The sequence below is a fragment of the Subtercola endophyticus genome, assembly GCF_021044565.1.
Lineage (GTDB): Bacteria > Actinomycetota > Actinomycetes > Actinomycetales > Microbacteriaceae > Subtercola > Subtercola endophyticus.
This window is the reverse complement of record NZ_CP087997.1, coordinates 379,135-395,641: the sequence shown is the minus strand read 5'-3', so window position 1 is coordinate 395,641 and position 16,507 is coordinate 379,135. Positions and strand designations below refer to the sequence as shown.

The window sequence follows — 16,507 nt, the reverse complement described above, 5'->3', positions numbered from 1 at the left end:
TTGCAGTCATGCCCGCTCTGCAGATTCCCAGTACCCTTTTGCCCGCCGACGGTCGCTTCGGTTGCGGCCCCTCGAAGATCCGCGCCGAACAGCTCACCGACCTCACGGTTCGCGGAGCATCCATTCTCGGCACCTCGCACCGCCAGGCGCCCGTGAAGAACCTCGTCGGCGAGCTCCGCGAGGGCCTCTCGCAGCTGTTCCGGCTGCCCGACGGGTACGAAGTCGTGCTCGGCAACGGCGGATCGACCGCCTTCTGGGATGCCGCCGCCTTCGGTCTCATCGAGAACCGCAGTGAGAACCTCACCTTCGGCGAATTCGGCTCGAAGTTCGCTGCCGCCGCAGCTGCTCCTTTTCTTACCGCGCCGCACGTCATCTCCGCACCGGGCGGATCGCGCAGCGAGGTCGAGGTTCTCGAAGGCGTCGACGTTTACGCGTGGCCGCACAACGAGACGAGCACTGGCGTCATGGCACCCGTGAAGCGCGTGCACGCAGACCCGGATGCTCTGACCGTCATCGACGCGACGAGTGCCGCCGGCGGAATCGACGTCGACATCGCCGAGACCGACGTCTACTACTTCGCGCCGCAGAAGAACTTCGCCTCTGACGGCGGCCTCTATATCGGTCTCTTCTCCCCCGCCGCCATCGAGCGCGTCGAGCGCATCGCCGCGTCGGAACGCTACATTCCCGAGTTCCTCAGCCTGAAGAACGCCATCGACAACTCGCGACTGAACCAGACGCTCAACACCCCGGCCATCGCGACACTGCTGCTCATGTCGAGCCAGACCCAGTGGATCAATTCCGAAGGCGGCCTCGCCTGGGCATCCGCTCGCACCGCCGAGTCGTCGAACGCTCTCTACGCGTGGGCCGAGGCCACGAGCTACACGACCCCCTTCGTGACCAACCCCGATCACCGCTCGCAGGTCGTCGTGACCATCGACTTCGACGACTCGATCGACGCGGCGGCGGTCGCGAAGGTGCTGCGCGCGAACGGCATCGTCGATACCGAGCCGTACCGCAAGCTCGGACGCAACCAGCTGCGCATCGCGACCTTCGTCGCGATCGACCCCGCGGATGTTCGCGCCCTCATCTCCTCGATCGAATACGTCGTGGAGCACCTCTCCTCCTGACCCCTCCCTCTCCTCTCCCCCACCTGCGCAATCGAGTTTGCGAAAAGTGCCCCAAAATCTGAGATTTGGGGCACTTTTCGCAAACTCGACGCCGTGGAGGGAGGAAGGGGGAGGGGGGGCAGGTCAGTAGGTGCGGTCTACCTCGGCGTCGGGGTCTTCTTCGAGGGTGTCGTCGAAGTCGGGGTGTACGGCTAGGGATTCCTCGCTGAGGCCGACGGCGTCGTCGAGCTTTTCGATCAGGCGCTGGCTGTCGAGTTCGCCCTCGTCGAGGCCGTCGATGTCGAGGCCCTCTTCGGCGATGGTGTCGATGTCGATTCCGTCACGGTCGCGGCGCAGCGCTAACGCTGCGACGACTTCCGGGGCGACGTCGTCGCCTTCGTCATCTTCGTCTTCGTCGTCATCCGAGTCGTCGTCGTCATCATCATCATCCGAGTCGTCGTCATCGTCGCCGTCGGAGTCGTCCGCATGCGCGTCGTCGGATTCGTCGTCATCATCGTCGTCATCATCGTCGGCGTCGTCGTCCACGTCGTCATCCACGTCGTCGTCGGCGAACTCGTTCTCGGAGTCGTCGATGAGCGACTCCGGCGTCACCCGGTCGGCCCACGGCACCCACGCCGGCGAGAGGATCGAACCATCGCCCGGAAGCAGTTCGACCTCGAGCACGTTCGGCTCGCCGCCTTCGCCGTCGCCATCGCCGTCGGCACCCGTGCGCGAAAGGGTCGCGGTCCAGTGCCAGTCGGGATACCCAGCAAGCTTCGACTCGAACAGCAGGCTGAGCACGTGCTCGCCCTCGACGATGTGCCCGATCAGCTCGCCGATCGACGAGGCGGGGGTCACCTCGGCGAGCGCCGAGCGAGCCTGATCCACGGCGGCGAGCAGCACGGGGTCGGCCTCGTAGACCACCTCGGCGATCGAACCGTCGGGTTCGACGACTTCGGCGACCTCGTACTCCGTGTCGCCTTCGGGCACGACCGAATCCGCGTCGGGCTCGGTCGAATCCGCGTCGGGCTCGGTCGAATCCGCGTCGGGCTGGGTCGAATCCGCGTCGGCCGCGGTCGAATCCGTCTCGGGCGAGTACGCGTCTGATTCGGGCGCGGTCGCGTCGACGTCAGCAGCGGGAGACTCCGCGTCGCGACCGGTCGAATCCGTCTCGGGCTGCGAACTCGGCTCGGTCGCCACCTCCACGAACTCCGCGTCAAGGGTCACCGCCTCGACAGCGAGAACCTCTTCGACCACCTCGGCCCGTGGCTCGGCGACGCGCTCAGCCTGCAACTCAGCCTCGGGCTCGACACTCGGCTCAGCTGCGGGCCCGACACTCGCCTCAGCAGACCCGTCTTCAAAAACTCCAGCGTCTGACAAACCCTTACGCATCCAGTTCGTCGGCGACCTTGCGAAGCAGCGCAGCGATCTTTCTACTGTGCGACGCCTCGGGGTACCGACCGCGCTTGAGGTTCGTGCCGATGCCGTCGAGCACCTTCACCAGGTCTTCGATGATGATCGCCATGTCGTCGGCAGGCTTGCGGCTCAGCTTGACCATGCTGGGCGGCGCCTCGAGTACACGCACCGAAAGGGCCTGCACGCCGCGCTTGCCGTCGGCGATGCCGAACTCCAGTTTGGTTCCCGCCTTGACGGTAGCCCCAGCGGGCAGGGCTGACGCGTGCAGAAAGACCTCCTGGCCGTCATCGGAACTGATGAAGCCGAAGCCTTTCTCGTCGTCGTAGAACTTGACCTTGCCGGTTGGCATTTGTGAATCTCCTCAAGTGATTTGCCGAAAAAGAGCGCTTCGGCCACAGGTAAGCCTATTCGCTCACCGCACTGGCCGTATTGTTGGAGTCGTGACCAATGCAAATAAACCCGTGATACACCGGGCGGAGCGATCGCTCACGTTCATGATCGCGAGCATCATCGGGCTGTCGATCCTGTGCATGATCGCCGCGTTCGTCTCTCAGCTCGCCCACTTCACTCTGCTGCCCGTGATTCTGATCTTTCCGCTCATCGGCCTGCCGATCGGAGTCTTGCTCATCGTCGTTCTCGTCGTCATGTACGCCATCCGTCGATCCCGCGAGGCTCGTAACGACGGATGAGCGACACGCTCGCACTGGCCGGCCGGTTGCAGCTCGAGAGCGATGATGCTCTCGTCTGGCTGCTAACAGCGCGCCATCTGGCCCGGCGAGACCTGCGTGACTTCTTCGATCTTGCCGATGCTCTGCTGACGCCCGATTCGATTCAGGATGCCCTGTCGAAACTCGACCGTCCCACCCTCGCCGCACTTGCCGCCGGTGACACTCCCGTATCGACCGCCTCGAGTGCGCTGACCGGGGCCGTCGCCCTCATGCTCGCCCACGATGTCGAGGCACAGGTCACTCCCTACGATTCCGTGGTCGCCGTGCTGGATTCGTGGCCGAACCTCGGCCTGCCGAGCGTGGCAGAGCTTTCGAGCGTCACAGCACCAGAGGTGCCTGCGCCCTCGTCGACCGAGCAGCGTGCCGTCGTCGATCGGGTGAGCGCCGAACGCGCCCTTGCTACCACCGTCGCCGTCACCGAGCTCGTGATCGCACTGGAGACGACTCCCGCCCGCGAACTCGCGAAAGGCGGTGTGGCAGTTCCCGACGCCAAGCGGCTGTCGGCAGCCACCGGGCTCGCGGCCGACGATGTGAATGCGATCATCCGTCTCGCCCGGCTCGCCGGTCTGGCGCAGCGCGACGGGCTGAGCTGGCACGCCACCGCGCACGCTCGGCGCTGGGTGATGCTGCCGCTCGCCGAGCGGTGGGGGCAACTGGCCGCGGCCTGGCTGCAGGCGCTGCCGACCGAGATCGCAGGCGTGCTGCGCGGTATGAACGACTCCTACTGGGCGCAGAACGTCGTGGACTACCTCCGCTGGCTGTACCCAGCCGGTGGCGAGGCGCTGCTCTCTGAGACGAACCACCTGCTCGACGACGCCGACCGCCTCGGCATCACCGGCGCCGACACGACGACAGCCATGAATCGCACCAGCGCCGCCGGCAACGCGCTGCTCGTCGACGGTGAAGCCGCCGCAGTGCAGACCATGCGGCACGAACTGCCGCCCGAGGTCAGCACGGTTTATCTCCAGCACGACCTCACCGTGGTCGCGCCCGGCCCGCTGCGCCCCGATCTCGACGCCACCCTGCGCGCCATGACGCAGATCGAGAGCCACCAGGTCGCCTCGTCGTACCGCTTCTCGTCAGGCTCGATCGCGAAGGCGCTCGGTGCGGGGTACTCGGCTGAGAGCATCCGCGCCTTTCTCGCAGAGATCTCGGTCACGGGCATTCCACAGCCGCTCGAGTACCTCATCGCGGAATCGAGCGCGCGCTACGGTCTGCTTCGGGCCGGGCGCATCGTGGCCGAGTCGGGTGAGCAGGCGGGCAGCTACGTTCGCTCTGACGACCGCTCGCTGCTGCACACCGTGGCCGTCGATCAGAGTCTCAGTTCGCTCGGGCTGGTGTTCGTGAATCCGCTTCGACTGGTGAGCCGGTTCGAGCTCGAGACGGTGTACTGGATGCTCGTAGATGCCCGCTACCCCGTGATCGCCGAGGCCGAATCCGGGCATCCGACCACCCTCACCCGGTCGCAGCCGGCACCTCCGGCACCCGCGCAGCCCACCCACACCGTCGCGGAACTCGTCAATCGTCTGCGCGGCAGCGGAGTGCAGGGCAACGCCGACACCGAAGAGGCGTGGCTCGTGCGTCAACTCGACGCCGCCGTGAAGAACAAGTCGACCGTTCTCGTCACCGTCACGATGCCCAACGGCACCGAGGTCGTCTTTCCGATGGTGCCCACCAGCGTCGCGAGCGGCCGCATGCGCGGAACCGACCAGAAGGCCGGCGTGGAACGCACCCTGCCCCTGGCCAGCATCACGCAGGTGGCGGCCGCCAGCTCGGTCTCGTAGATCGGCCGCGCACATCGGGCCGACGGGCCGAGCACACCGAAGCGCCCGGTAAACTTGACAGTTATGCCCGATGGCCCCCTGATCGTTCAAAGCGACCGCACTGTTCTGCTCGAAGTGGCGCACCCCGACGCCGACAACGCCCGGCACGAACTCGCGGTGTTCGCCGAACTCGAGCGGGCGCCTGAGCACATCCACACCTATCGCATCACCCGACTCGGGTTGTGGAACGCCCGCGCAGCCGGCCACACCTCCGACGAGATACTCGGCACGCTCGAACGGTACTCGAAGTTCGCCATTCCGCAGTCGGTGACTATCGACATCGCTGAAACGGTCGCGCGCTACGGCCGACTCGTCATCGAACGCCGGCCCGACGGCGTGCTGACCCTGCGCGCCACCGATACCGCGGTTCTCACCGAGATCGTCAAGGGCAAGCGCATCGCTCCCCTGCTGCCGTCGAAACTGGATGCCGACACCTACGTCATCGAACCGTGGGCACGAGGGCAGCTGAAGCAAGAACTGGTGAAGCTGGGCTGGCCGGCCGAAGACCACGCGGGCTACACGCCCGGCACCCCGCACGAGATCACGCTGTTCGAAGACGGCTGGGCACTGCGCGACTATCAGCAGAAGGCCATCGACAACTTCTTCGAGCGCGGTTCGGGCGTGGTCGTGCTGCCGTGCGGCGCGGGCAAGACGCTGGTCGGTGCGGGAGCAATGGCCACCGCGAAGACCAACACGCTCATCCTGGTCACGAACACCGTCTCTGCCCGGCAATGGCGCAGCGAACTGCTCAAGCGCACCTCACTCACCGAAGAGGAGATCGGCGAATACTCCGGCCAGGTCAAAGAGGTCAAGCCGGTCACCATCGCGACGTATCAGATTCTCACCGCCAAGCGCGGCGGCGCCTACGCCCACCTCGAATTGCTCGATGCGCTCGACTGGGGCCTGGTGATCTATGACGAAGTGCACCTGCTGCCGGCACCGGTATTCAAGTTGACCGCCGAACTGCAGGCTCGCCGCCGCCTCGGCCTCACCGCGACGCTCGTCCGCGAAGACGGGCGCGAGGGCGACGTGTTCAGTTTGATCGGCCCGAAGCGCTTCGACGCACCGTGGAAAGAGATCGAGGCGCAGGGCTTCATCTCCCCCGCCGAGTGCTTCGAGGTGCGCATCGACCTGCCCTACAACGAGCGTCTGGTCTACGCCGCGGCCAGCGACGACGAACGCTACCGGCTCGCCGCCACCGCGCCCGCGAAGCTCGAGGTCGTGAAAGAACTCATCGCCAAGCACGCGGGCGAACGCATCCTGGTCATCGGGCAGTACCTCGACCAACTGGATGCCCTGGCCGCCGAATTGCGAGTGCCCGAGCTCACCGGCTCGACTCCCATCGCGGAACGGGAGCGGCTGTATCAGGCGTTCCGTGACGGCGACGAGCCCATTCTCGTGGTGAGCAAGGTCGCGAATTTCTCGGTCGATCTGCCCGAGGCGACGGTCGCCATTCAGGTGTCGGGCTCGTTCGGGTCTCGCCAAGAAGAGGCTCAGCGGCTCGGGCGGCTGTTGCGCCCGAAGGAATCCGGTCTCTCCGCCAACTTCTACACCCTCGTGGCGCGCGACACCGTCGATCAGGATTTCGCCCAGAACCGGCAGCGCTTTCTCGCCGAGCAGGGGTACAGCTACACCATTCTCGACGCCGAGCACGTCGCCGCCTGACGCTCGACCGGCTCACAGGCAGCACCCAGCGAACCCGCAGATAATGGTGTCATGACCGGACCTCGCATTCTCATCGTCGACGACGAGCCCAACATCCGCGACCTGCTCACCACCAGCCTGCGTTTCGCCGGCTTTGCTGTGCGCGCCGTGAGCAACGGGGCACAGACCATCTCTGCCGTGCTCGAAGAAGAGCCCGATCTCATCATTCTCGACGTGATGCTGCCCGACATGAACGGCTTCGGCGTCACCAAGCGGCTGCGCGCCGCGGGCTACACCGCCCCGATTCTCTTTCTCACGGCGAAAGACGACACCGAAGACAAGATCACCGGCCTCACGGTGGGCGGGGACGACTACGTCACCAAGCCGTTCAGCCTCGACGAGATCGTCGCCCGCATCAAGGCCATTCTGCGCCGCACCATGCAAGCCGACGAAGACGCCATCATCCGCGCCGGCGAACTCACCATGGATCAAGACACGCACGAAGTCTTCGTAGCCGACACCGCCATCGAGCTCAGCCCCACCGAGTTCAAGCTGCTGCGGTACCTCATGCTGAACCCGAACCGTGTGCTCTCGAAGGCGCAGATTCTCGACCACGTGTGGGAGTACGACTTCAACGGCGACGCCGGCATCGTGGAGTCGTACATCTCGTACCTGCGGCGCAAGCTCGACCAGTACAGCGAAGAGTCGCTCATTCAGACCAAGCGCGGCTTCGGCTACATGCTGAAGGTCAGCAAGGCGTAAGGCGGTAGCCGTACTGTTGTAACCACTCATGGCCGTCACACCCTCCACGTTCTGGAACTCGATTTCACTGCGCACCAAGATCACCGGTGTCACAGTGCTGCTTCTGACGCTGGGTCTTGTCGTCGCCGGGGTCGGAACGATGACCGTGCTGCGGTCGTATCTGCTCAACCAGATCGATTCGTCGCTGTCGACCGCCTATGACGACTACTCGTCGTTCATGGGGCCGACGGCGACGCGCACGACGTTCTTGCTGAGCGACGTGACGAGCGCGCCTCAGGAGTACTACGTGGGCCTACTGACCTCCGACGGCACGCTGGCCGCCAGCAACTGGGGCTCGCAACCCGTCGCCGAGCAACCGAATCTCACGAACATCCCGCTGTCTCCCACCTCGGCCGAGGTGGCGAAGAAGCCCATCTACTCGGTCAGTTCGACGGGCAACAAGTCGGAGTGGCACGCCATTGTGCAGTCGGTGAATTTCGCCGACAACTCTTCGGGCACGCTGGTCATCGCGTCGTCGCTCGACAATACCGACCGCATCACCACCACGTATCTGTCGATCTTTCTCGCCTTCAGCATCGGCGTGGTCATCCTGGGCGCCATGCTCACGCGGCTGCTCGTGACCAGCACCTTCGCTCCGCTGCGCGCGGTAGAGAAGACGGCGGCCGAGATCGCTAACGGCGACTTCAGCCAGCGCATGGCCGACGGCACGCCGAACACCGAGGTCGGCAGACTCAATCGTTCGCTCAACACGATGTTGAGCCGAATAGACAGCGCCTTTCGAGATCGCGCGAAGACCATCGACCAGATGCGTCGATTCGTCGGTGACGCCAGCCACGAGCTGCGAACTCCCCTGGTGTCGGTGCGCGGGTATGCGGAGCTGTACCGCATGGGCGCGCTGACGACGCCCGAAGAGGTCGCGAAGGCCATGGACCGCATCGAAAAAGAGGCGATTCGCATGGGTGCGCTCGTCGAAGACCTGCTCGAATTGGCCCGACTCGACGAGACCAAGCCGCTCAACCTCACTCGTATCGATCTGGTTCCCATCGCGGTCGACGCGGCTCTGGATGCCCGGGCCTCCAGCCCCGAACGAGTGGTCTCGATCATCCTGCCTCGCTCGTCGCAGCCGGTGAGCTTCGCGCCGGCGGTGGATGCATCACTCGGCGCGACGGCCGCACAATTGCTGCTCACCACGGGTGCTGAGGCGCAGGCGGATGCGTCGGTGACGATCGACGACAGGGCCGCCGCCGGAAACGCCACCGGGCCGATCGGGTTCGCCGGAGCCACGCTCGCGCGCTTGCGCCGGCGGCCGCGCACGCCCGGCGCCACCGGTGCGCCAGCAGACACGGGTGCCGTGCAGACGTTCGACGGTGCGGAATCGGCGGATTCGGGCGATTCCGCGGAAATCACCGCCACCGACCTCGCCTTGTCGAACATCGATTCCGACCCGCGTGACGGCGTGGCGCCCGTCGTCATGGCAGACGAAAACAAGATTCGCCAGGTCGTGGCCAACCTCATCGGCAATGCGCTGCGCTTCACGCCGTCTGACAGCCCCATCGAGGTGTCGGTGCAGGTCGACGAGGCTCGGCACGTCGCGGTACTCGATGTCATCGACCACGGCGAGGGCATCCCCCCGCAGATTCGCGAGAAGATCTTTCAGCGCTTCTGGCGCGCCGACTCGTCACGCACCCGCGAAACGGGCGGCAGCGGCCTGGGCCTCGCCATCGTCTCGTCGATCATCGCCGCCCACAACGGCACCGTCGAAGCCGTCGAGACGCAAGGTGGCGGCGCGACCTTCCGCGTCACCCTGCCTTTGGCGCAATAACCGCTCAGCGCCCCAACTCGCGCTGCACGGTCCGATCGTGGTGAGGCAGTTACGTCTGTTCTGAGGCCGGTGTAACGACCTCAGAACAGACGGGGCGACCTCACAAAGCCGCAAACGAACTCCGGTCGGCAGCCGAAGCGACGGGCCGAGCCTCCCGAACTACCAGGCTGACGCCGGCCTGGCGGGCCGCCTCGCGGCGCCACGCCACGGCGCGCTCGGTGGCAGCATCACCGCGGCCTGCCGGGTCGACCGACACGATGAATTCGGGCACGAACAAGGCACCCGCCGCCGCGAACGAGCGGTGGGCCGAGCGGATGATCGCCGCACCCCACAGCTCAGGATGAGGCAGTGACGGCGCCACGATGAGGCAGCGCAGCTCGACGGGGTGTACCGACGCGACCGGACCCCACCAGATGGCGCGTGCCACCGGACGAGCGTCGGGATCGTCGTCGACGAACGCGAGCCACGTCCATTCGCGGCGCACGCGACCGGCGGCGAGCTCGATGCCGTACTGCTCGGCATCGACCCACGCGATCGGATCGCGGGTTGAGAGATTGAGTACCGACTGGTCGTCGGCACGTTGAGATACACGGAACACGGGAGACTTCCTCCGAAAGATGTAGCGGAGGCGCTTCCTGGTTCGCGCAGCCTATGCTGCGAACGTACCGTGTGGGGGAAGCGCCGGGATGAGAGTGGGGGTCACTGCGCGAAATGCTGCAGATCGAGTGGCTGCGCGAGTAAACGCTGCTGGCCCTGCCGAAGTCGGCCCTGTTGTGAAAATCATCATCCTGGTTCACCTCCCCATGCATTCGAAGTCTGTGCGGAACGTTCGCCCGCGGTTGCCCACCCTAGCGCGCAAATCAGACAGCGCGCAACCGTTCTTTCGTACTGGCCCGCGATATCGGCGGAATTCGGCGGCCTCGACGGCGAATTCCGTGGCCTGCGGCGCAATCAGGTTGGCGCCACCAGACATGCCGGCATTTTGCCGCACGGGGGGCGGCAAAATAGAAAAGCGGCCGGCCCGAAAGGGCCGACCGCTTTTCGCAGCTAACTCAGAAGTCCATTCCGCCGGTCGGGTCACCCGCGGGAACCGGGTTGCGCTCGGGCTTGTCGGCCACGACGACCTCGGTCGTCAGGAACAGACCGGCGATCGATGCAGCGTTCTGCAGGGCAGAGCGCGTCACCTTCACCGGGTCGTTGATTCCGGCGGCCAGCATGTCGACGTACTCGCCGGTTGCGGCGTTGAGGCCGTGACCGGTGGGCAGGTTGCGCACCTTCTCGGCGACTACACCGGGCTCGAGGCCCGCGTTGACGGCGATCTGCTTGAGCGGAGCGTCGATAGCGACCTTGACGATGTTCGCGCCAGTTGCCTCGTCACCCGTGAGCTCGAGCTTCTCGAACGCGGTCTTGCCGGCCTGGATGAGAGCGACGCCACCACCGGCGACGATGCCCTCTTCGACTGCTGCCTTTGCATTACGCACGGCGTCTTCGATGCGGTGCTTGCGCTCTTTCAGCTCGACCTCGGTCGCAGCGCCGGCCTTGATGACGGCAACGCCACCGGCCAGCTTCGCGAGGCGCTCTTGCAGCTTCTCACGGTCGTAGTCGCTGTCGGTGTTCTCGATCTCGTTGCGGATCTGCTGCACGCGACCGGCGATGAGGTCGGCGTCGCCGGCACCCTCGACGATGGTGGTCTCATCTTTGGTGATGACGACCTTGCGTGCGCGGCCCAGGAGGTCGAGCGTGACGTTCTCGAGCTTGAGGCCGACCTCTTCAGAGATGACCTGGCCGCCGGTGAGAATGGCGATGTCTTGCAGCTGAGCCTTGCGGCGGTCGCCGAAGCCGGGAGCCTTGACGGCGACCGACTTGAAGATGCCACGGATCTTGTTGACGACGAGCGTGGCGAGTGCTTCGCCATCGACGTCTTCAGCGATGATCAGCAGCTGCTTGTTGGCCTGGATGACCTTGTCGACGATGGGCAGCAGGTCTTTGATCTGCGAAACCTTCGAGTTGACGATCAAGATGTAGGGGTCTTCGAAGACGGCCTCTTGACGGTCGGGGTCGGTCACGAAGTACTGCGACAGGTAACCCTTGTCGAAGCGCATACCCTCGGTGAGCTCGAGCTCGGTACCGAACGTGTTCGACTCCTCGACGGTGACGACACCCTCTTTACCGACCTTGTCGATCGCCTCGGCGATCAGCGCGCCGATCTCGGGGTCACCAGCAGAAATCGAGGCGGTCGCCGCGATCTCTTCTTTGGTCTCGATCTCTTTAGCGTTGTTGACGAGCTCGGCGATGACGGCTGCAACAGCCTTCTCGATGCCCTTCTTCAGGCTGATCGGGTCGGCGCCGGCTGCAACGTTGCGCAGACCTTCGCGAACCAGAGCCTGAGCCAGAACGGTAGCCGTCGTGGTTCCGTCGCCAGCGACGTCATCGGTCTTCTTCGCGACCTCTTTGACCAGCTCAGCGCCGATTTTCTCATAGGGGTCGTCGAGTTCGATCTCTTTGGCGATCGACACACCATCGTTCGTGATGGTGGGCGCGCCCCACTTCTTCTCGAGTACGACGTTACGGCCGCGCGGGCCGAGTGTCACCTTGACCGCGTCGGCCAAAATGTTGAGTCCACGCTCGAGGCCGCGTCTGGCCTCTTCGTCGAAAGCAATAATCTTTGCCATGTGTGTTTCTCGTCCCTCCCGGGCGTCATGAAAGATTCATAAAGGTTTAGCACTCAGATGGTCCGAGTGCTAAGACCAATACTGGCACTCACATGGTGAGAGTGCAAGTAACGCCCAGGCGACGAGAAGGATGTTCGGGGTTATGCCAAACGAACGGACTCCGCCTGCGGGCCCTTCGACCCGGTGCCGACCTCGAAGATGACCTGCTGGCCCTCTTCGAGAACCTTGTACCCACCCATGTCGATGGCTGAGTAATGAACGAAAACGTCCTGCCCGCCACCTTCTACCGTGATAAAGCCGTAGCCTTTTTCAGCGTTGAACCACTTGACGGTTCCGTTCGCCATTGTTACTCCCAATTACTGTGTTACGTGCCCGTCGCTTCGATTGAAGTGACCCGTTTTTCTAGTAAAACGGTGCGGCTCGGCAAAACAGGGTGGTGTGACCACAATTCAACAAGAATTAAACAAACCGGAAATACTCAGGCTGAAATCGGCACGATTCTGCTCGAGCCGGGGCCGAATCAGCCGGCAGGGTCGACGTAGTCCGTGCCGAGCACAGCGGTGAGTGTGGCGCCCTGAAACTGGTCGGAAAGCGAGATGGAAATTCCTCCCAGCGCGGCTGCCAAGCCCTTCGCTGCACCCTCGCTCGCCGCATCGGAGTAGTACACCGTCGAGGTCGTGATGTCGGAGGTACTTGCATTGGCCTCGGCCCCCACCGTCCATCCGGCTGCGGTGGCCCGATCGCCGGCTCGCGTGGCCAGACCGCTCGTGGTCGTGCCGTTCAGAATCGTCACCGTCGCGGCGGGATCGGTGGTCGGCTCGACCGTGGGCACCGGAGTCGCGCTGTCGCTCGACGCCGCACTCGACCCGCCGCCGATAGCACTCGTGAACTGATTGCTGTTGTCGACCGCGAAGAGCCCGACCACGCCAAGGCCCACGAGCACACCAGTGGCCAGCGCGGCCCAGGCGAACGTGATCCAGCCGCGCCCGCGCCGCTTCGGGCCGCGGTGGGCGCCGCGACGAGCGAGATCGGTGGGCACGCGATCAAACGAGTCTCGTTGTTGTGTTGCCATAGAAGAGGAGGGGCCGTTCTGGTTCGCTTATTCGCCACGCGGCAGCAGACGGGCAGCGCGCGCTGCCAGTCGGGTATCTCTCAGCCGCCTGAGTCGTTTGATGAGCATCGGGTCGAAAGCGAGCGCCGCCGGGTCGTCGATGAGTCGATTTAGAATCTGGTAGTAGCGGGTGGCCGAAAGGCCGAACTCGGCGCGAACCGCCTGCTCTTTCAACCCGGCGTGCTGCCACCAGCCGCGCTCGAATTCGAGCACGCGGCGATCACGATCGTCGAGTGCGGGGGCCTCGGTGTGGGCTTGGGGTTCTGCCTTCGCCACACTGTTCCCTTCGCCCGAACTCGCTCGCACAGACCAGCGGCGGCGCGCCGCGGTGTGCATCATTCTAGGGTGGGGCGCCTTGGTGTCAGGTGAATGCCACGGCAGAGCGGTACATCGAACGGTGCGGGATGCCCGCTTCGACGAATTCGTCACCCAGGGTTTCGAAACCGAACCCGGTGTACAGCGGAACGATATAACTCTGCGCGTGCAACAGCATGGGCAGATGCCCGTACTGCTCTATGACGCTCTGGATCAGCTTCTGCGCGAGCCCCCGGCCGCGGTACTCGGCGTCGACGACGACGCGGCCGATGAGGTGCCGGGCATCCAATTGCTCGGGTTCGTCGTCTTCGATGACCCGCAGGTACGCAACGATGCGGTTGCCGTCGGTGCGGTTTCCGTCGGCGATGAAGAAGTGAACGGTCGTAGGCTCTCTGTCACGGTCATCCAGTTCTTCTTCGTCGACTTTCTGTTCGACGTAGAAGACGTTCGTGCGCAGGCGGAGAAATGCGTAGAGCTCGTCGGTTGTGAGTTCGCTCCACGACTTCTGAATGATGGAATTGTCAGGCACGGGGGCCAGTTTACTGTGATGATAGATGGCGATCCGAGCGCTGCAGTTCGACTGAGCACGCACCGATTCCGGGGCGAATAGAAGAGGCAAAATGACGTACGACGTATCCAAGAGCGACGCCGAGTGGCGAGACGAACTCAGCCGCCAGGAGTATGCCGTGCTGCGCGAGGCCGCTACCGAGCGCCCGTGGACGGGTGAGCTGCTCGACGAGAAGCGCGAGGGCGTCTACCGCTGCAAGGCGTGTGGGCAGGAGCTTTTTCGCAGCGACACCAAGTTCGACTCGCACTGCGGCTGGCCAAGCTTCTACGCTCCGAAAGAGTCTGACGCGGTCGAGCTGATCGAAGACCGCAGCCTCGGCATGCTGCGCACCGAGGTGCGCTGCTCGAACTGCGGTTCGCACCTGGGTCACCTCTTCGACGACGCTCCCCAGACCCCCACGGGCGACCGGTTCTGCATGAACTCGGTGTCGTTGTCGTTCGACGAGACGGCCTGAGCCAGCGGGGTGTCGGCCTACGACAGTCTCTTACGGAGGCGCTCTCTCTCGAAGGTGGGGCCCACAGCCCCTTCGCACCTCGAGCTCCTGCGTTTCGTCGATGCGGCGGGTACCGTCGCCGATCACAGCTCACTGCACCCGTGGCGCTTCATCTCGCTACGCGGCGAGCAGCGTGACCGGCTGGGTGAGGCGTTCGCCGAGGCGGATGGCGGCGATGTGGTCAAGTACATCTCGAAGGCCCGCCGGGCTCCCCTGCTGATCGCCGCTGTCGTATCGACGCGGCCGAGCAGCAAGATCGCCGACTGGGAGCAGGAGGCGGTCGCCGCGGGCGTGACCCACAACCTCTCGTTGCTGCTCGACGAAGCCGGCTGGGGCGTGATGTGGCGTACCGGTCATCTGACACGTACGGAACCGGTGCGCCGCATGCACCGACTGGCGCCGAACGAGCAGCTGCTCGGCTGGCTGTACGTGGGCGACGCTCCCGGTGGTCCGCGCGAGCTTCGGCGTAAGCGCGTGAACCCGTCGGATCACCTGAGCGAGCTGTAGTGGGCGACGGGCAAGCCGAACCTGCTGGCGTGACATCCGGCGCTGCGGTCGTGCGCCGGGCGGGCATCCGGCAGCTCGACGAGGCAGCGGCGCTGTTCGACTCGTATCGGCAGTTCTACGGTTACCCCGCCGACGCCGCGGCAGCGCGCGACTACCTCGAGGCGCGCCTGAAGGCGGGCGAATCGGTCGTGCTGCTCGCCTACCTCGACGACACCGAGGGCGCGGTCGGGTTCAGCCAGCTGTACCCGTCGTTCTGCTCGCTCGACCTCGCGCCGATCTTCGTGCTGTACGACCTGTTCGTCGCCCCGCGGGCACGCCGCCGGGGCGTAGCGCAGTCCCTGCTGACCGCCGCCGGCGCGCACGGCCGGAAGACGGGCGCCTCTCGCCTCGAACTGTCGACCGCGCTCGACAACACGCCGGCTCAGACGCTTTACGAATCACTCGGGTGGATGCCCGACAGCACCTATCGGCACTACGAGCTGCCGCTGCGCTAGCGGTCAGGGGCTGACTCGGCGGTCGGCTCGGCGTTCAGTGGCGAGCGTGCAGCCCGAGCGGGTTGACCGGGTCTGGCGAGAGCCTGGCCGAAGCGTCGATGAACTCGTGCACGTGCTCGGCTACGTACAGCGACGCCTCGGAGAGCGTCGGTGTGGAGGTTACCCAGACCCTAAGGCCGCTCTCGTCGCAGCCGTGCGTGTAGACCCCGAAGAGGATGAGCGGGCCGTCGCTGTAGCGACGGATCCAGCTGAGGCAGCGCCCGTCGTGCGCCAGAAACCACACATCGTCGCTCCACGGAGTGGGTGCGTAGACGACGTGCGGCTGCGTCTGGCCGAGGTCTGCGGTGGTACCGATTGGGGTGCTCACGGCATCAGGATATGTCGAACCCCTGACAAAACGCCGCACGATCGCGGGTGAGCGTTAGAGGATGTCGCAAAACGGCAGCATTCTGGCGGTGGTCGCGCTCTCCGGGCATCCGGTGCCGAGGCGTGCCTCGCGACCACGACCGCGTCAGTCGAGCTGCAGGCGCATGTGCTTCAGATCGAGCCAGCGCTCGAACTTGTAACCGACCTGTTTGATGTCGCCGCAGTCTTCGAAGCCGAGGCGTTCGTGCAACCGGATCGAGCCCGCGTTACCCGCCTCGATCGCCGCGATCATGACGTGAAAGCTCGCCTCCGACGCGCGCGCGATGAGCTCGATCATGAGCGCCTCGCCGAAGCCCTGCCCCGTGCGGTCATGGCGCACATAGACCGAGTTCTCGACCGTGTGCCGGTAACCCTCTTTGGCACGCCACGGGCCGTAGGTGGCGTAGCCGACGACGTCGTCTCCGTCGTCGCCCTCCGCCGCCACCAGCGCGAGCTGACCGGCGCTGCGGTGCGCATCGAGCCACGCCCGGCGTTCGCTGAGGGTGGCAAGCGTGTCAGTCCAAATGGCGGTCGAATGCTCGATGTTGTAGTTGTGAATCGCGAGCAACTGGGGCAGATCGGCGTCGGCGGCCTCACGGATCAGCATGCAGACTCCCCTCCTCGAGTGTTCACCCTCAGTC

At 65.0% G+C, this 16,507-nt stretch carries 19 protein-coding genes; 9 read left to right on the top strand and 10 right to left on the bottom strand.

Annotated elements, in window-relative coordinates:
* The first annotated feature begins 8 nt into the window (after nucleotides 1-8).
* The gene (gene serC, locus LQ955_RS02070) at nucleotides 9-1,127 is read left to right on the top strand and encodes a phosphoserine transaminase (protein WP_231026587.1); all 1,119 of its coding nucleotides are present in this window, start codon (nucleotides 9-11) and stop codon (nucleotides 1,125-1,127) included.
* Between the two features lie 123 nt (nucleotides 1,128-1,250).
* Here the strand turns inward: serC and LQ955_RS02065 are convergent, their stop codons facing one another.
* On the bottom strand, nucleotides 1,251-2,486 hold the full coding sequence (locus tag LQ955_RS02065; RefSeq protein ID WP_231026586.1) for a DUF3027 domain-containing protein: 1,236 nt from the start codon (nucleotides 2,484-2,486) through the stop codon (nucleotides 1,251-1,253).
* Between the two features lie 4 nt (nucleotides 2,487-2,490).
* Nucleotides 2,491-2,871, bottom strand: coding sequence for a cold-shock protein (locus LQ955_RS02060; protein WP_231026585.1), 381 nt, complete (start codon nucleotides 2,869-2,871; stop codon nucleotides 2,491-2,493).
* 91 nt (nucleotides 2,872-2,962) lie between these two features.
* On the opposite strand from LQ955_RS02060, the gene LQ955_RS02055 reads away from it, so the two are divergent.
* From LQ955_RS02055 to LQ955_RS02035, 5 genes are all read left to right on the top strand, one after another.
* Nucleotides 2,963-3,211 carry a hypothetical protein gene (locus LQ955_RS02055; RefSeq protein WP_231026584.1) on the top strand — a complete coding sequence of 83 codons (249 nt, stop codon included), beginning with the start codon at nucleotides 2,963-2,965 and terminating at the stop codon, nucleotides 3,209-3,211.
* Nucleotides 3,208-5,034, top strand: coding sequence for a helicase-associated domain-containing protein (locus tag LQ955_RS02050; protein WP_231026583.1), 1,827 nt, complete (start codon nucleotides 3,208-3,210; stop codon nucleotides 5,032-5,034). Before LQ955_RS02055 ends, LQ955_RS02050 begins: the two co-directional genes overlap by 4 nt.
* Nucleotides 5,035-5,097: 63 nt before the next feature.
* Entirely contained in the window at nucleotides 5,098-6,738 is a 1,641-nt protein-coding gene (locus LQ955_RS02045) for a DNA repair helicase XPB (RefSeq protein WP_231026582.1), read from the top strand.
* A gap of 51 nt (nucleotides 6,739-6,789) precedes the next feature.
* Nucleotides 6,790-7,479 (top strand): response regulator transcription factor, encoded by a 690-nt coding sequence (locus LQ955_RS02040; RefSeq protein ID WP_116419165.1) that lies wholly within the window; start codon nucleotides 6,790-6,792, stop codon nucleotides 7,477-7,479.
* Between the two features lie 28 nt (nucleotides 7,480-7,507).
* Nucleotides 7,508-9,301 carry an ATP-binding protein gene (locus LQ955_RS02035; protein WP_231026581.1) on the top strand — a complete coding sequence of 598 codons (1,794 nt, stop codon included), beginning with the start codon at nucleotides 7,508-7,510 and terminating at the stop codon, nucleotides 9,299-9,301.
* A gap of 100 nt (nucleotides 9,302-9,401) precedes the next feature.
* Here LQ955_RS02035 and LQ955_RS02030 read toward each other — a convergent pair whose 3' ends face one another.
* The 6 genes from LQ955_RS02030 to LQ955_RS02005 form a co-directional block, all read right to left on the bottom strand.
* Complete coding sequence (locus LQ955_RS02030) at nucleotides 9,402-9,899, bottom strand: hypothetical protein (protein WP_231026580.1); 498 nt, start codon at nucleotides 9,897-9,899, stop codon at nucleotides 9,402-9,404.
* 454 nt (nucleotides 9,900-10,353) lie between these two features.
* Nucleotides 10,354-11,973, bottom strand: a complete 1,620-nt coding sequence (gene groL / locus LQ955_RS02025) for a chaperonin GroEL (protein WP_231026579.1) — start codon at nucleotides 11,971-11,973, stop codon at nucleotides 10,354-10,356.
* A gap of 140 nt (nucleotides 11,974-12,113) precedes the next feature.
* Nucleotides 12,114-12,317, bottom strand: a complete 204-nt coding sequence (locus LQ955_RS02020; RefSeq protein WP_104242705.1) for a cold-shock protein — start codon at nucleotides 12,315-12,317, stop codon at nucleotides 12,114-12,116.
* Nucleotides 12,318-12,493: 176 nt separating this feature from the next.
* On the bottom strand, nucleotides 12,494-13,012 hold the full coding sequence (locus tag LQ955_RS02015; RefSeq protein ID WP_231026578.1) for a LytR C-terminal domain-containing protein: 519 nt from the start codon (nucleotides 13,010-13,012) through the stop codon (nucleotides 12,494-12,496).
* A gap of 60 nt (nucleotides 13,013-13,072) precedes the next feature.
* Nucleotides 13,073-13,360, bottom strand: a complete 288-nt coding sequence (locus LQ955_RS02010) for a DUF3263 domain-containing protein (protein ID WP_231026577.1) — start codon at nucleotides 13,358-13,360, stop codon at nucleotides 13,073-13,075.
* Nucleotides 13,361-13,445: 85 nt separating this feature from the next.
* On the bottom strand, nucleotides 13,446-13,928 hold the full coding sequence (locus tag LQ955_RS02005) for a GNAT family N-acetyltransferase (RefSeq protein ID WP_231026576.1): 483 nt from the start codon (nucleotides 13,926-13,928) through the stop codon (nucleotides 13,446-13,448).
* Nucleotides 13,929-14,019: 91 nt separating this feature from the next.
* Between LQ955_RS02005 and msrB the strand changes: the two genes are divergently transcribed.
* From msrB to LQ955_RS01990, 3 genes are read left to right on the top strand one after another with little or no spacing between them, the layout of a single operon-like run.
* Nucleotides 14,020-14,421 (top strand): peptide-methionine (R)-S-oxide reductase MsrB, encoded by a 402-nt coding sequence (gene msrB, locus LQ955_RS02000; protein ID WP_231026575.1) that lies wholly within the window; start codon nucleotides 14,020-14,022, stop codon nucleotides 14,419-14,421.
* Nucleotides 14,422-14,430: 9 nt separating this feature from the next.
* Nucleotides 14,431-14,967 carry a nitroreductase family protein gene (locus LQ955_RS01995; protein ID WP_255713674.1) on the top strand — a complete coding sequence of 179 codons (537 nt, stop codon included), beginning with the start codon at nucleotides 14,431-14,433 and terminating at the stop codon, nucleotides 14,965-14,967.
* Nucleotides 14,968-14,996: 29 nt separating this feature from the next.
* Entirely contained in the window at nucleotides 14,997-15,461 is a 465-nt protein-coding gene (locus LQ955_RS01990; RefSeq protein WP_231026573.1) for a GNAT family N-acetyltransferase, read from the top strand.
* Between the two features lie 34 nt (nucleotides 15,462-15,495).
* On the opposite strand, the gene LQ955_RS01985 is transcribed toward LQ955_RS01990, so the two are convergent.
* Together LQ955_RS01985 and LQ955_RS01980 are read right to left on the bottom strand one after the other, a co-directional pair.
* Nucleotides 15,496-15,828, bottom strand: a complete 333-nt coding sequence (locus tag LQ955_RS01985) for a hypothetical protein (protein WP_231026572.1) — start codon at nucleotides 15,826-15,828, stop codon at nucleotides 15,496-15,498.
* 144 nt (nucleotides 15,829-15,972) lie between these two features.
* Nucleotides 15,973-16,473 (bottom strand): GNAT family N-acetyltransferase, encoded by a 501-nt coding sequence (locus tag LQ955_RS01980; RefSeq protein WP_231026571.1) that lies wholly within the window; start codon nucleotides 16,471-16,473, stop codon nucleotides 15,973-15,975.
* Between the last annotated feature and the right edge of the window lie 34 nt (nucleotides 16,474-16,507).

Bases quoted from the DNA above. Each gene is read 5' to 3' on its own strand.
- LQ955_RS02060 (WP_231026585.1), bottom strand. From the start codon at position 2,871: ATGCCAACCGGCAAGGTCAAGTTCTACGACGACGAGAAAGGCTTCGGC.
- LQ955_RS02045 (WP_231026582.1), top strand. From the start codon at position 5,098: ATGCCCGATGGCCCCCTGATCGTTCAAAGCGACCGCACTGTTCTGCTC.
- LQ955_RS01980 (WP_231026571.1), bottom strand. From the start codon at position 16,473: ATGCTGATCCGTGAGGCCGCCGACGCCGATCTGCCCCAGTTGCTCGCG.
- groL (WP_231026579.1), bottom strand. From the start codon at position 11,973: ATGGCAAAGATTATTGCTTTCGACGAAGAGGCCAGACGCGGCCTCGAG.
- LQ955_RS02050 (WP_231026583.1), top strand. From the start codon at position 3,208: ATGAGCGACACGCTCGCACTGGCCGGCCGGTTGCAGCTCGAGAGCGAT.
- LQ955_RS02035 (WP_231026581.1), top strand. From the start codon at position 7,508: ATGGCCGTCACACCCTCCACGTTCTGGAACTCGATTTCACTGCGCACC.
- LQ955_RS02020 (WP_104242705.1), bottom strand. From the start codon at position 12,317: ATGGCGAACGGAACCGTCAAGTGGTTCAACGCTGAAAAAGGCTACGGC.
- LQ955_RS02040 (WP_116419165.1), top strand. From the start codon at position 6,790: ATGACCGGACCTCGCATTCTCATCGTCGACGACGAGCCCAACATCCGC.
- serC (WP_231026587.1), top strand. From the start codon at position 9: ATGCCCGCTCTGCAGATTCCCAGTACCCTTTTGCCCGCCGACGGTCGC.
- msrB (WP_231026575.1), top strand. From the start codon at position 14,020: ATGACGTACGACGTATCCAAGAGCGACGCCGAGTGGCGAGACGAACTC.